The sequence below is a fragment of the Pedobacter endophyticus genome (genome assembly GCF_015679185.1).
GTDB classification, from domain to species: Bacteria; Bacteroidota; Bacteroidia; order Sphingobacteriales; family Sphingobacteriaceae; genus Pedobacter; species Pedobacter endophyticus.
Map to the genome: position 1 here is coordinate 4,519,337 of NZ_CP064939.1, position 14,022 is coordinate 4,533,358.

The window sequence follows — 14,022 nt, forward strand, 5'->3', positions numbered from 1 at the left end:
TTTGCTGGGAGATCAGGTTAAACTTTTACAGGCCGTGGTTAAAACCGGGAAACCTGTGGTTTTGGTACTGATAAAAGGCAGGCCATTGAACCTCAACTGGGCCTCAGCGAACGTACCCGCCATTTTAGATGCATGGTACCCCGGGCAGGAAGGTGGAAATGCAATTGCCGACGTTATTTTTGGCGATTACAACCCCGCTGGCCGTTTACCCATTTCTGTACCTAAATCGGTAGGGCAGTTGCCTGTTTATTACAATGCCCGTTATCCCGAAAAGCACGATTATATAGAAACTGATGCCGAGCCCCTTTACAGTTTCGGCTATGGTTTAAGCTACACCACTTTCAATTATGAACATCTGAAATTAAGCTTCAAAAACGGCATTGCTACCGCCAGTTTCGATCTGAAAAACTCAGGCACTGTAGATGGAGACGAAGTTGTTCAGTTGTACCTCAATGCAAAAACGTCGTCAGTGGTGCTACCCATTAAACAACTCAAGCAATTCGAAAGGATTTTCCTTAAAGCAGGCGAACAAAAACGCGTAACCTTTGAACTGAACAGCAGCGACCTTGAAATTTACGATGCCAAAATGCAATGGAAAGTTGAACCGGGGAAGTATTCGGTGATGATCGGCTCATGTTCTGACCGGATCAAGCTTGAAGGCACGTTTGAGGTAAAGTAATACAAAACCGTTTCTCGTCGTAGCGTCTCGCTACGATGATAGAAGAATTGAAGAGGCACAAGCGGGACGCTTGCGCCAGCGTGTGTGTGCTTGCGCCAGCGTGTGCCAGTCTATGCGAAACGTCTTGCCCATCCTGGGATGCTAATTCAGCAAACCTTCTTCCTTTTTCCATGTTACCATAAGAGATAATCGAATACTTATGGGAATAATAAAAAATTTTGCGGCTGGCCTGGCCGGAGCTGTTGCTCTAAACATCATTCACGAGAGCCTTAAAAAGAAGGGAGCAGACATGCCACGGGTCGATTTGCTCGGCGAGGAAGCATTGAATGATATTCTGGGTGTTTTTGGAAATACAATTACGGATCAGAATACGCTCTATAAGGCCACGCTTGCTGGCGACATCTTATCAAATGCAATATATTACAGCGCAATTGGCGTAGGAAAGCAAAACTACATCTGGCCCCGGGCAATTGTATCGGGACTGGCTGCAGGCTTGGGTGCCGTAAAGTTGGCTAAACCATTAGGATTGAACGAAAGAACCGTGGCCCGAACGGAAAAAACAAAGGGTCTTACTGTTGCCTATTACGTTACCGGCGCTTTAGTAACAGCCTTCGTTCTGAAGTCGTTAACTAAAAAGTAATCTTTTCGCAAAGTAAAGTTCAATTCGTGTTGAAGAGTGATGGGCCCCGAATCCTGGAAAAACACCAATTAAGATTTAAAAACAAATTTAACGATAGCTGGTTATTAGAAAATAACTTAAAATAGACAACATGAAATATAGTTTGATCATCGCATTGCTTACAGCTTCAGTATTCGCTACCTCTTGCTCTGGAAACAGGGCTGATAAAGAAAACGCAGATACCATGTATAAATATACAGATACCAATAAGGCCACAATTGATACCAACAGCCGCGACAGCGTACATGCAAACGCATTGGACGATACAACCATGAACGCACCAAGAATGCCTGAACGGAAATAATAGCGTACACTTATCAAAAAAATTACCATGATAACTGAAAACGAAAGTACGCAGCAATTCAGCGACGCTGACCTGGAAAAATTTAATCAAGGGGTTGCTGAGGCACTCTGGACGGACAACGGAATACCTTACTTTGTGATTAAAGATGGATTGGATTTAAGCGAATACGCCCGGCTTGCCAAATTATCTCTGGAACGTGATCGGGAAATAGCACACGATTTTACGAGCAAAGTAACCAATGAATCCGGTTCGGAAGAAGTCGAGTTCGAATATAAATCAAAATGGTTTTTGGACGGCTTGGCCGAAGGTGAGATAGAATAGAACTCGAACCTTTCATTTTCTGTCATTCTGACGAAGGAAGAATCCCCAGGCGATGGAATGCAGAACGCCAAACACGCATTGCCCAAAAAAGGCTAGTGTTTGGCAAGGCATAACGATTCCCACCTGCCTGCCCGTCCGTTCAGGCGGGCAGGCAATGTCATTTAGTTTAGGAAAAATTAAAAAACATTATCACCCTGAGCATTTCGGCTTGAGCTTGTATTGAGCGTAGTCGAAATGCTCAATACAGGCTTAGTCGAAGGGCCATGTTTATTTGTTTTTTCCTACAGAAAAGGTCTTCGACTGAGTTTATCTTGAGCGAAGTCGAAAGGCTCAGATCCGATAGCTATCGGATGACACCCGTCGAGCTTAACTAAATGACATTGGGCGGGCGTGGGAATGCCGACCTTGTATACAATAAGCATAATTATTCCGGGTCTTCCAACGAAATCTTCTCCAGATTCTTACGAGCTGGGCCCGTAACAACGTTTCCTTCAATATCGTAGCGGGCGCCGTGGCAGGGGCAATCCCACGATTTTTCTTCACGGTTAAAATGAACGATACATCCGGCATGCGTACAAACAGGATTCAACCCTGTGATTTTTCCGGTATCATCTTTGTAAACAGCAAGCTTTTTATCATCAACTTTTAAGATTTTTCCGTCACCCGCTGCCAGTTCAGCTATGCCGTTTTTAAGTTCGCTGCCAAAGCGGTCGGCCACAAAACGATAAGCCACATCGGCGTTTTCTTTTACAAACTCGCTAAAGCCAGCAACAGGTTTTAACCTTGCAGGACTAAGCAGCTCACTGTATTCGTTTTTTTGCTCCGTTATCAAATCGGCGATTATTGTAGCCGACAAGCTGCCCAAAATCATACCGTTGCCGTTAAAACCGGTTGCCACATAGGTTGCAGGCTCTCCGCCCGGAAGCTGCCCAATATAAGGAAGCCCATCAACAGGCACATAATATTGCGAAGACCACTTGTAGGCAATTTCCTCGATGTCGAAATAAGTCCGCACATAGCTTTCCAATTCTTCAAAAGCCTTTTCGGGGTCTTCATGTCCCGTTTTATGGTCGGCGCCGCCAATTAGAAGCAGTTTCTGGCCATCAATAACGTGCGACCTGAAATAATGATACGGTTCCTTAAGGTCGTAACTCAGGTGCTCAGGATAGTTTTCGCCTTTAAGCTTTACTGCCAAAATGTAACTTCTGTAAGGTGCGTTTCTTAGCGAAAGAATATTTACGCCGGGCGATATGTGCGTGGCATAAACGAGGTTTTTCGAGACGAAGCTACGGTTTGCAGACTTCGAATGGTGAATTCCATTCTCGAAAGTATTTTCTTCTATGGAAGTTTCTGTAAAGATCTTCCCACCTAGCCTGATAAACTCATCGGCAATGCCTTTAAGATATTTCAATGGGTGAAATTGCGCCTGCTGCTCAAAACAAAGCGACGATTGGAAATCAATCGGCAAATCGTTTGTATCAGCCTCACTTACAATAACGCCCGCTTTTTTCGATGAGGATAAAATATCAGATAACGTTTTACTTTCTTCGTCGTTTTGGGCAAACAAATAACCTTTCTTATATTCAAAATCGGCATCGATGCCAAAGTCGTCGATATTTTTCTTGATCAGGGCAATCATAGCTGCCGACGCTTTCGCCATTTGTTTGGACGCTTCTTCGCCAAAATCGCTGTCAATTTCGGGATAACTCGAATCTAAAAAAGTGTTAAGGTGAGCACTTGTACCGCCGGTGGTTCCGTAGCCAGGGTTCTGCGCATCAACGATAATGCAACGCTGTCCCCGCTGCTGCAGTAGCAAACCTGTGGTCAGGCCGGTTATCCCTGCGCCAACAATCAGTGTATCACAAGTGTCTTCAACGTTATTTTCGTTAGTAGCAGTTGCTAAAACTTCAAAGTTTTGCCAGGCGCTCATGTGTTCGCCGTCTCGCTTATTCATGGGTGAGGATATGTTCATAACAAAAACGTGCTATGCGTATCATTCATCTGATACGGGTAATTGATATAATTTCTTTAGTTAAACCGCAGTTTGCGAAGTTGAATCTTGAGCGCTGCTTAAAAGTGCTAATCCATCGCTGTTCCCCTGTAAAGCGGCGTAACTTTCGGCGGTATTTCCGCGGTTATCCGTAACATTAGTGTCTGCACCGTTTTCCAGCAAAAGCTTTAATGCGTCATTCCGGCCAAACATGGCAGCAAACATTAAAGCGGTTCCGCCGTTACCATGCTGACAATTTAAATCTGCGCCCGCTTCAATCAAAAGCTTAACAATGTCTATATAGCCTTTAAAACTCGCTCCCATTAATGCGGTATTGCCACCAAAGTCGGCCAGATTAATATCGGCGCCTGCCCCTAAAAGCAATTCTGCCGTTGCCAGCTGATTATTATAACAGGCAATAATTAACGGTGTATAGCCTTTTTCATCCCTTGTATTTATATCTGCGCCCTGCTTAATAAGTTCGCGAACTACTTCTGTTTCTCCCTGTCTTGTTGCAGGAATCAGTACCTTATCTAAGTCAATGTTGCTCATAAATGCTGTTTTAAAGATGAATTGGTGTTGAGATTATTTAAAATATTATTTTGATAACCTGGTGTTGTGTAATAATTGTCAGTGTTGTCTTAATTGTAAAATATTGCAATAAATGTCACCCTGAGTTTAAATTTTTAGCAAAAAATCAATATGAATGACGTTTTTAAGGCCGTCGTCATTCCTGCGCAGGCGGTACCGAATCTTCGGGATTAAAGCCTTAGCATTAAGATCCCTCCTGAAGTTCGGGAAGGATGACGACCGTTCATGTATAGCCTTGTAAGACAGCAGGGTGCCAAAAACTGCTCATTTAAAGGAAAAACAAAGAACAGCGGTTTTTCGATTGCAATCGGCTTACCGTGTTTTTTGTTTTTCCTCAACTTTTTGGGTTGACCATTACAGCTTGGCTTCAATTGGATCGCTTAACGGAATAGCCAATTGCAAGCTTACTGTGCATTATTCTGCGGCCGCTTCTTCGTTAATGGCGGTTACCGCAATTTCTGTTAACGCTACATCAGTCTCTTTTTCATTTTCGAGCGTTTGCGTTAATAAATCTGCAATTTCATCTTGCCCCATATTTTGCGCAAATACCCTTAGCGTGCCGTATGTAGCAATCTCATAGTGCTCAACTTTTTGTGCGGCTAAAATTAAGCCCGCATCGCGGATAAGTGTATCCTTGTCTGTATCAGAGATAATTGAGTTAGCTTCTTCAAGTAAACCTGCCATTGCATCGCATTTCTTTGCTGATGCTTTCTCGCCAAGCAATTCAAAAATTTTTTCTAACGTTTGCACGTGCTCTTTGGTCTCGTTGGTATGTTTTTCAAATGCCGAAGCTAATTCAGGGCTTGTTGCGGCTTTCTGCAATTTTGGAAGTGCAGTTGCCAAATGCTTTTCAGCCCAATAAATATCTTTTAGTTCGTCAATAAAAAATTCGCGAAATTCTGAATTTTCCACTTTCGCACTGCTCGTTGCTTTTTTTGCGGTCGTTTTTGCCGCTGTTTTCGTTGTTGCCATAGTATATGTTTTTTATAGATTTTGTATGTGTATAACCATGCAACGCTTCAGATAGTTTTTGGTTTTTTACTTTACTCTGCTTGGCCGTTAGAGAAGTCAAGTTTTAAAAACTTGACTTCTCTGGTTAGGTCGCTAATAGCGATTTTCTTATCGGCGGGGGTCATGCGGCGAATAGAATTCATTATTGCAGGTGGATTGTTTCATAACCTCTCCCTATGTAAGTGAGTGCCTTTTCTGCTGTTGTGCTATCCCTCTCCTTGAAGAGAGGGAACGATGCTTAGTGCTTTTAACCCAGTTTTTTATCCGTGGGTGTGCTATCTGTCGAAATAGGAAACTTGACTTCTCTTAACTAGGTCGCCCAATTAAACCAGCTGATTAATTTTCGAGTATCGAATGAGTATTTGGCTTTGGTTTAGCAATTTTTCGAGGTCTGCTTTCACCAATTTCCAATAGTCATCATCAAATTCATTAGTCATTACTTCAATTACCGTAATTGCATCTTGTTCAACTTTATCGTTCGCAAGCCATTTGCCCTCCGCCGCACCACGGTCATAGGCCGTTAACCCACCGAATTGCCTGATCAACTTGTTTTTTAACTGGTTCAATTTGCTTTCGGCCGTTTTATCGTTCACCCGGGGGAGGAAGATTTCAACAAGTGTTTTACTTTCACGATTCTTTTCCGCACCTTCTTTTATGCGTTTGTTTGCCATTGCCGGCGTAATATTGGCTAGTGGCTTAAACGTTTTGCCAGCTTGTTCGTTATAAGCGATAAAAAACGATTCGATTTGATTCACCAGTCCTTTCGGCAATTCCCTCATTGTTTTAATTTTAGCATATTCCATACTGGTTTCCGGAATGGCAAGAATCCTGTCGTTACGCATCGTTGCGCCATCACGTTCCGTTTGTTCGGCAGATATGGCGCCAATAATCCGACATTTTACTACACAACCGGTAAAGGTTTTTAGTTCAGAAATAACCATCACGTCGATCGGGTCTCCATCTTCACCAATGGTATCGGGAATGAAACCAAAATCGAAAGGAAAGTACATTCCTGCAGGCAAAAGCTTCATCAGCTCAAAGCGGCCGGTGTTTGGCGAGTAGTCGAATTTTTGCTGGCTTCCCTTTGGTGTTTCAACTATTACGGTAACCAATTCTTCTTTTGGCATATTTTATTCGTTTATTTTCCAGTTTCTAAATGAGGAGCGTCTACAGGTTTCGATTCAGGAGAACCTTTTTGGCGCAGAAAAATGGTGAGGATGACAATAGAGGCAACGGATAAAAATTCGCTTTGCCAGTTTTGAAAGGTTTCAAACCAAAAGTTTGCCCCGGCAGCATAGCTGAGTAAGCTTTCTTCCGCCATGCCCTTTAGGTGCTGTTCGGTATTGTGCGATTCCCAGCTTCCGTATAAGTGAAGCGCCCAGCTTGTTAAAAACAATATTGCGAAGGCCAGCGAAAGTGAGTTGGCGTAAAGCCAGAGGATCCATCCACCTTTCTTTACGGGCCAGGGGCTATCTTTGCTGGCTACCGGAACGCGATCGACCGCTTCAGGCTCGTCAATTTTTTTCGATTCTGCCGAGCCAATCTGTCTCAAATGAATCGTTAACAGCACATAAAGCATCATTTGCAGAAACTCACTTTCAAAATTCTCGAATGTCGCCGAAATGAAGTGCCCTGTTGAAAGGTAGGTGGTTAGTGAAATTTTTGCGGCACCAAGCTCCTGCAGTTCCGTATTGTGTTCGTGCCATCCGGTTAGTGCCTGCCCGCCAAGCGTAAATAGAAAAAGGAAAAGGAAAAAAACAGAAAGTCCGTTTTTGTACAGCCAACTCCGCTTACTCTTACTTTCGTTTGTTGCCATGATAATCAATTTAACTTTAGGAGGTAATCTTCAAGCAGTTCGGCGCAACGTGCTATAGTGCCCGAAACGATTTCTTCCTGCGAGCCGCTAAAATTCATCCGCTCAGAAAAAATGTGCTCCCCACCATGAACCGCATAAATAAACATGGTACCTACAGGTTTTTCGGCCGTTTCGCTGCCTCCGGGGCAGGTTAACCCCGTTACACCAATGTGTATATCCGCAGGGATAAGTTTACCCAAACCCAAAGTAATGGCTTTGGTTACCTCCATCGATTCGGGTGTGTATTTTTTCAGCAAGGCTTCATCAACATCCAGTAAGTTTTGTTTTAAGCAGGCATCGTAACAGGCAATTCCGCCCTTTAAAAATGAGCCGGCATCATCCATCAACGAAAAACGGGCGCAGAGCGCACCAGCCGTAGCACTTTCGGCAAAAGCCAGGTTCATTTTCTTTTCTATCAAGAGTTTTGTAATATTCTCAATCGTTTCCTCTTTCATATCTGATCAATGAATTGGTGGTTAGTAGATGTATGCTAAACATGCGTTTATTCTTGATGGTTTTAACTTTCTAATCTGCCAGAGGCTTCCTCACGGCATTAAACTTGTTTACGGCCTGATACACAACAACCCGCTATTCAACTGTAAAATGAGTAAAACTGTTAAAACCATTACTCAAAAACAACGTTATCCTTTTATTAACGATGATGCTGTTGGCATCATTCATTATCCCTAAACGCATACAAAACATCACTATGAAAAAACAAGAAAGCGGTACAACGCCAAAACTCAGTACCAAAACCAACAACGACAGTCAGAACCCGCTGCTGGAACTATTCACCAGCGGAATACGCGATTTATACTGGGCAGAGAATCACCTGGTAAAAAGCTTACCAAAAATGATCTCTGCCGCTACCGATCCTAAATTGAAAAAAACAATAGAATCTCATCTTGTAGAAACCCAGGGACATGTACGGCGGATTGAGCAGATTTTTACGCTTTTGAATGAAAAGCCAATAGCCAAAAAATGCGATGCCATGGAAGGGTTGACAAAGGAAGGGGAAGGCATGGTAGAGGAAACTGAACAAGGAACGGTTGCAAGAGACATGGGTATCATTTTGGCCTCTCAAAAAGTTGAGCATTACGAAATCGCCTCTTACAACGGCCTTTTTAAACTTGCGGAACAGTTAGGACTGAATGAAGTTGGGGCGTTGCTGGCCGAAACACTTTCGGAAGAAAAACTTGCCGACGAAAAGCTAGCTGATTTAGCTGATAAAGAAATTGATTATAAAATTGCCGACAAAGCGTAATTAAAAAAGGAAAAAATGGCCAAAAAACCAACAAGTAAAGTAACAGTTGCATCTGAGGTAGACACCTCGAAAGTGAGTAATGCCAAAACCGAAAAACTCGAAGCTTTTGTTGCGGATTCTACAGGACAAAAAATAACAACTAACCACGGCGTAAAAATAAACGACGATCAGAACTCGCTAAAGGCGGGCGACAGAGGGGCAACGTTGTTGGAGGATTTTATCTTCCGCGAGAAAATGACGCATTTCGACCACGAGCGTATTCCAGAACGCATTGTACACGCAAGGGGCTCGGGCGCACATGGTGTATTTAAGGTTTATGAAGATATGTCTGAATATACCCGGGCAGCCTTTCTTTGCGATGTAGCGGCAGAAACACCGGTTTTTGTGCGGTTTTCGACCGTGGCGGGCTCTCGCGGATCGACCGATCTGGCCCGCGATGTAAGGGGTTTTGCTGTTAAATTTTATACCCAGGAAGGTAATTTCGATTTGGTTGGAAACAACATGCCGGTATTTTTTATACAAGATGCGCTGAAGTTTCCGGATCTCGTTCATGCAGTTAAGCCAGAACCGGATAATGAAATTCCGCAGGCAGCATCGGCACACGATACTTTCTGGGATTTTATTTCGCAAATGCCCGAATCGGCACACATGATTATGTGGTTAATGAGTGATCGGGCGATTCCGCGAAGTTACCGGATGATGGAAGGATTTGGTGTGCACACTTTCAGGTTTGTAAATGCTGAGGGTAAAGCAAGTTTTGTAAAATTCCACTGGAAACCATTACTCGGTGTACACTCAGTGGCCTGGGATGAAGCACAAAACATTTCGGGAAAAGACCCAGATTTCCACCGCCGCGATTTGTGGGATGCCATTGAGGCAGGCGCTTTCCCTGAGTGGGAGCTAGGCGTGCAAATTGTTGCCGAGGAAGATGAATTTAAATTTGATTTTGACCTTTTAGATCCTACCAAGATTATCCCCGAAGAACTCGTTCCTGTTAGGCGCATCGGAAAGCTTACCTTGAATAGAAACCCAGATAACTTTTTTGCGGAAACCGAACAGGTAGCTTTCCACATCGGGCATGTTGTTCCCGGCATCGATTTCACTAACGACCCGCTTTTGCAAGGTCGATTATTCTCTTATACCGATACCCAGCTGCTGCGCTTAGGCGGTCCCAACTTTCACGAAATTCCGATAAATAGGCCCGTGGTTCCCGTTCATAATAACCAACGCGATGGCCACATGCGCCAAACTATTAACCGCGGCAAAACCAGTTACGGCCCCAACGGAATTGCCAATCAAGATCCTCAACAGGCGAAAGCTTCGGAGGGTGGCTTTGTAAGTTATAATGAGCGTATAGATGCCCGGAAGGTAAGGGCCAGAAGCAGAAGCTTTTTCGATCATTTTTCGCAAGCCCGGTTGTTCCTTAACAGCCAATCAGAAGCCGAGAAAAATCACCTGATCGATGCATTTAGCTTTGAGCTTGGAAAAGTGAAAGAAATTTTTGTGAGGGAAAGAATGCTGAGTTTGCTAGCCGAAGTTGACAAATCTTTAGCTGCTGCGGTAGCGTTTAACCTCGGGCTGCATGTTGAAAAGATTCCGTTGAATGAACTTAACGGAAGCGTTCCCGCTGATGCTGATCCCGAAGATTATGCTCCCTTTCAGCACGAGGGCGAGCTTGCGATTTCGCCGGCATTGAGCATGGCCGATACCATTAAAGATTCGATCAAGACCCGAAAAGTTGCCATTCTTGCGGCAGATGGCGTAAATGCCGATGCGCTGAATGCAGTTAAGGCAGTGCTGATAGATAAGGGTGCCACCTGCCACGTAATTGCCCCAAAACTGGGTCAGATTATTGCAGAAAATGATGAACGGGTGCCTGTTGATGAAAGTTTCCTTACAGCAGCTTCTGTACTTTACGATGCCGTTTATGTATGCGGCGGGGCAAACTGTGCTGCTACACTCGAGGCCGAAGCAAATGCCGTTCATTTTTTAAATGAAGCCTTTAAGCACTGCAAAGCAATAGCAGCCGACCAATCGGCCATGCAGGTGCTTGAGGCCAGCTATTTCTTTAAAAAGCTGCCTGCTCAATATGATGAGGAAACAGCCCTGCGTGAAGGTGTTATTGTATCTGACAATAGCGGCGAACTTGGAGAGATCTTTAGCAAAATGATTGCCCTGCATCGCTTTTGGGACAGAGAAGTGCCGAGAAAGATTCCGGCTTAACCTCACCCTGTAAATTTCGGTGATCTTTGCACTGTATGTTCAATAATAGAGAAGTCAAGTTTTCAAAACTTGACTTCTCTTGGTTTATAGGATATCATAAATTAAAAATTGTAAGGGGCTCGCGACTTTAACTCGGGTTAAAAGCAACGCTTTGCTCTAGCCTTGTGAAATCGGAAGGATCTATCGGCAGGAAAAACCTCTCCTGTGAACGTTTTGGGTGAGGCATTGCCTTTGCTCTCCCTCTCCTTTGAGGAGAGGGATGTAAGGGCAGTACAACCGCTTAGCGGCATTAAGAGGAGGAAGGCTCTGGCTTACAGACGTTAAGAGTAGAGGTTTTGCGTTAAAACCACTGTACTAAGTTTCCCACTCTTCAAGGAGAGGGATGCACGGACGGGCGAGAAACCACTACCATTCATAGGGAGAGGTTTTACAAGCAAAGTCTTCGCTTTCCCCTCCAATTTTATCCTAAGGAATTCACAGACAGTAAAACGGCCTGTCGACGTTAATAGGAGAGGTTTTGGGTTAAAACCACTGTACTAAGTTTCCCTCTCTTCAAGGAGAGGGATGCACGGACGGGCCAGAAACCACTACCATTCATAGGGAGAGGTTTTACAAGCAATGCCTTAAATTCCCTCTCTTCAAGGAGAGGGATGCACGGATGGAACAAAAAGCACTGCCATGAATAGGGGAAAGTCTATCTGTCTTCTTCCTTCAGCGGTTCCTGCATTTTTCCCATTTGTTTGGCCTGCATGCTATCTGGTATCACGTTGCCCATTGTAACCTGAACTTTATTTTTAAATCCAGAAACAACCATGTCCTTACCTGCAAGCAAGGCTTCGTAGCCATCTTTGGCAACCACTGCAGGGTCTGCAAGCTCCTGTTCATGAACAATTTTCGAGTCCAGCATATCCGCTTTTTTGAAGAAATCCGTATCAGTTGCGCCAGGAAGAAGTGATGTAACGGTAACCCCTGTATCTTGCAGCTCGGTTCGGATGGCTTCGTTAAATGAGTGCACAAATGCCTTTGTTCCGTGGTAAACGGCCTGGTATGGCCCCGGGGCTTTTCCGGCTATAGATGCCACGTTTAAGATCTTTCCCGTTCCGCGGGCGACCATATCTTTAAGGAACAATTTGGTGATAGTTACCAGAGCCACAACATTCAGTTGAATAATATTAAGTTCCTTTTCGAGATCATTTTCTATAAACTTACCAAAGGCTCCTTGCCCGGCGTCATTTACCACAACATCTACCTGAATTGCCCGTTGTTTAATCTCATCAAACAACTCTTGAGCCGCATTGGGAATAAACAAGTCTTTACTAATTGTGATGACATCAACCCCTTGGCCTTTTAATATCTGAGCCGTACTTTCAAGTTCTCGTTCGTCTCTGGCAACAATAATCAGGTTGAAATTATCTTTCGCAAAAAGTTTTGCAAGCTCTAATCCAATGCCACTTGTAGCGCCGGTTATTAAAGCATAGTGTTTTGTACTTTCCATAGTTTTCATGTTAGATATACATTTTTAACATGACCTCTTTCGAAAAGGTTTAATATAATTGATTTTTTCGGTCAGCCAGATCAAATCGATTTTTTGTGCTTAAGCAGCAAGATGGATGATAGGACAACAAGGGCGCCAATGCCGATGAATTTTCGGTGGGCCTTCGGTTTGCCAGGTAAGCCCCAGCCACCGTGTACGGAGTGGCCATATTCGAGCGGATTAAAAAGATTTCCACTCGTTACCGAAATGTTTTTCGCCTGTTTTAAATAAGTGCTAATTACCATGGCAACGGCGCCACGCGTTAGCGCGGGTAGCACCCCATACGATAGGCGCATCAATACAGCGAAACTACCAACCATTTTTTCAGCCCGAGGATTTTGAGACAAACTGAAAATTGCCTGAGCAAGCCGAACAGGATCATATACAATTGGGCCGGGCTTAAGCACCTTGCCCGTGTAATTTGCAGCATGCTGGATGCCCGGCGTATCTAAAAAGCCAGGGAAAGCGTCGCAAACATGAATATTTCGATAAGGTTTTAATTCGGCCTTTAGCGCTGCCGAGAAACCTCTCAGGCCAAATTTAGCTGCCGAATAGCCGGCGCCATAAGGCACAGGCAAAAATCCACCGATAGATATATTGTTGATTAGTATTCCGCTTTGCTGTTTCTTAAAATAGGGCAATACCGCGTGTGCGCCGTGCATGTAGCCCAGTAAGTTGGTTTTGATCACCTGATCGCTAATCTCCATTGGCGTGGTATCAAATTCACCAACGGCGAGCACACCTGCATTATTTACCCAAACATCAATCTGCGTTCCGAAAGCCTGCGCCTCGGCTGCCAAATTAATTACCGAGTGGTAATTGGCTACATCCACCTCCACACACAAAACCTCAGCGCCAAGCGATTCACATTCAACAGCAAGCTCTTTTAGCGCCATTAAATGCCTTGATGCAATCACCAGTTTATCGTGGTTTTTTGCAAACTCAAGGGCAATAGCCCTGCCTGCACCACTCGATGCACCGGTAATTACAACTGTTCTTTTGCTCTTTTCCACAATGATTTAACTATTCAGACTTGAAATAGTTTGTGCATATAGTTCATTTAAGTACGCAGAAGTTTCGATGTCGGCGCAGACTTGCCACAAAAATCGGGGGACAGTTAATCGTTAAACTTGCCCACCTCTTTATCTGTGTCCGCATCGCTTCCCTTTATCTGCTCATTAAGGTCGTTGTTTTCATCCTTTCCTTCCTTTTTCTCTGAATCTTTTTCCGAGTAAAGTTCCTCTGGATTTATTTTGCTGTTCTGATTTTCAGCATCAGGTTTCTTGTCGTTTTCTGGCGTAGTCATATCTGTTCGTTTAAATGAATTGTTCGTAAATGTTAAGGTTGCTCAGGTTTCTTAGGCATAGTTTCCCCGCCCGAATCTACCGTTAAGCTGTCCGAATTCACACTGTCGTTAATAGATGTGGAAGATTGGCCTGGTGTTGTTGTTGTGGTATCGCCCAAGCGGTCATTTTTCTCTTGCGCACCACCGCAACCAAAAAACAGCAATGCAGTAACCGCAAATACAAAGAATAGCTTTTTCATAACCTTAACTTTACTATTAAACACCA

At 44.0% G+C, this 14,022-nt stretch carries 16 protein-coding genes; 6 read left to right on the forward strand and 10 right to left on the reverse strand.

Features of this window, described 5'->3' with window-relative positions:
• Position 1: 1 nt before the first annotated feature.
• The 4 genes from IZT61_RS22350 (at position 2) to IZT61_RS18445 (ending at position 1,983) form a co-directional block, all read left to right on the forward strand.
• The gene (locus tag IZT61_RS22350) at positions 2-679 is read left to right on the forward strand and encodes a glycoside hydrolase family 3 C-terminal domain-containing protein (RefSeq protein ID WP_230383758.1); all 678 of its coding nucleotides are present in this window, start codon (positions 2-4) and stop codon (positions 677-679) included.
• Between the two features lie 199 nt (positions 680-878).
• Entirely contained in the window at positions 879-1,319 is a 441-nt protein-coding gene (locus IZT61_RS18435; RefSeq protein WP_196098492.1) for a hypothetical protein, read from the forward strand.
• A 130-nt stretch (positions 1,320-1,449) separates the two neighbouring features.
• The gene (locus IZT61_RS18440) at positions 1,450-1,662 is read left to right on the forward strand and encodes a hypothetical protein (protein ID WP_196098493.1); all 213 of its coding nucleotides are present in this window, start codon (positions 1,450-1,452) and stop codon (positions 1,660-1,662) included.
• A gap of 27 nt (positions 1,663-1,689) precedes the next feature.
• Positions 1,690-1,983: a hypothetical protein gene (locus tag IZT61_RS18445; protein WP_196098494.1), complete on the forward strand. Its 294-nt coding sequence runs from the start codon at positions 1,690-1,692 to the stop codon at positions 1,981-1,983.
• A 424-nt stretch (positions 1,984-2,407) separates the two neighbouring features.
• On the opposite strand, the gene IZT61_RS18450 is transcribed toward IZT61_RS18445, so the two are convergent.
• The 6 genes from IZT61_RS18450 to IZT61_RS18475 form a co-directional block, all read right to left on the reverse strand.
• Positions 2,408-3,955: an FAD-dependent oxidoreductase gene (locus tag IZT61_RS18450; RefSeq protein WP_196098495.1), complete on the reverse strand. Its 1,548-nt coding sequence runs from the start codon at positions 3,953-3,955 to the stop codon at positions 2,408-2,410.
• A 60-nt stretch (positions 3,956-4,015) separates the two neighbouring features.
• Positions 4,016-4,525 (reverse strand): ankyrin repeat domain-containing protein, encoded by a 510-nt coding sequence (locus tag IZT61_RS18455; protein ID WP_196098496.1) that lies wholly within the window; start codon positions 4,523-4,525, stop codon positions 4,016-4,018.
• Positions 4,526-4,978: 453 nt separating this feature from the next.
• A complete protein-coding gene (locus tag IZT61_RS18460) occupies positions 4,979-5,536 on the reverse strand; it encodes a YciE/YciF ferroxidase family protein (protein ID WP_196098497.1) in 558 nt (185 codons plus the stop codon).
• Between the two features lie 362 nt (positions 5,537-5,898).
• Complete coding sequence (locus IZT61_RS18465; RefSeq protein ID WP_196098498.1) at positions 5,899-6,702, reverse strand: inorganic diphosphatase; 804 nt, start codon at positions 6,700-6,702, stop codon at positions 5,899-5,901.
• A gap of 11 nt (positions 6,703-6,713) precedes the next feature.
• Positions 6,714-7,391 (reverse strand): DUF6766 family protein, encoded by a 678-nt coding sequence (locus tag IZT61_RS18470; protein ID WP_196098499.1) that lies wholly within the window; start codon positions 7,389-7,391, stop codon positions 6,714-6,716.
• A gap of 5 nt (positions 7,392-7,396) precedes the next feature.
• The gene (locus tag IZT61_RS18475; protein ID WP_196098500.1) at positions 7,397-7,885 is read right to left on the reverse strand and encodes a CinA family protein; all 489 of its coding nucleotides are present in this window, start codon (positions 7,883-7,885) and stop codon (positions 7,397-7,399) included.
• Positions 7,886-8,139: 254 nt separating this feature from the next.
• Between IZT61_RS18475 and IZT61_RS18480 the strand changes: the two genes are divergently transcribed.
• Together IZT61_RS18480 and IZT61_RS18485 are read left to right on the forward strand one after the other, a co-directional pair.
• Entirely contained in the window at positions 8,140-8,694 is a 555-nt protein-coding gene (locus IZT61_RS18480) for a YciE/YciF ferroxidase family protein (protein ID WP_196098501.1), read from the forward strand.
• A 15-nt stretch (positions 8,695-8,709) separates the two neighbouring features.
• Positions 8,710-10,917, forward strand: a complete 2,208-nt coding sequence (locus IZT61_RS18485) for a catalase (RefSeq protein ID WP_196098502.1) — start codon at positions 8,710-8,712, stop codon at positions 10,915-10,917.
• Between the two features lie 694 nt (positions 10,918-11,611).
• Here IZT61_RS18485 and IZT61_RS18490 read toward each other — a convergent pair.
• The 4 genes from IZT61_RS18490 to IZT61_RS18505 all read right to left on the reverse strand — a co-directional run bounded on the left by IZT61_RS18490 (position 11,612) and on the right by IZT61_RS18505 (position 13,996).
• Positions 11,612-12,412 carry an SDR family NAD(P)-dependent oxidoreductase gene (locus tag IZT61_RS18490; RefSeq protein WP_196098503.1) on the reverse strand — a complete coding sequence of 267 codons (801 nt, stop codon included), beginning with the start codon at positions 12,410-12,412 and terminating at the stop codon, positions 11,612-11,614.
• A gap of 80 nt (positions 12,413-12,492) precedes the next feature.
• On the reverse strand, positions 12,493-13,464 hold the full coding sequence (locus IZT61_RS18495) for an SDR family oxidoreductase (RefSeq protein ID WP_196098504.1): 972 nt from the start codon (positions 13,462-13,464) through the stop codon (positions 12,493-12,495).
• A 104-nt stretch (positions 13,465-13,568) separates the two neighbouring features.
• Positions 13,569-13,757, reverse strand: a complete 189-nt coding sequence (locus tag IZT61_RS18500) for a hypothetical protein (protein WP_196098505.1) — start codon at positions 13,755-13,757, stop codon at positions 13,569-13,571.
• 32 nt (positions 13,758-13,789) lie between these two features.
• Positions 13,790-13,996: a hypothetical protein gene (locus IZT61_RS18505; RefSeq protein ID WP_196098506.1), complete on the reverse strand. Its 207-nt coding sequence runs from the start codon at positions 13,994-13,996 to the stop codon at positions 13,790-13,792.
• Positions 13,997-14,022: the final 26 nt, after the last annotated feature.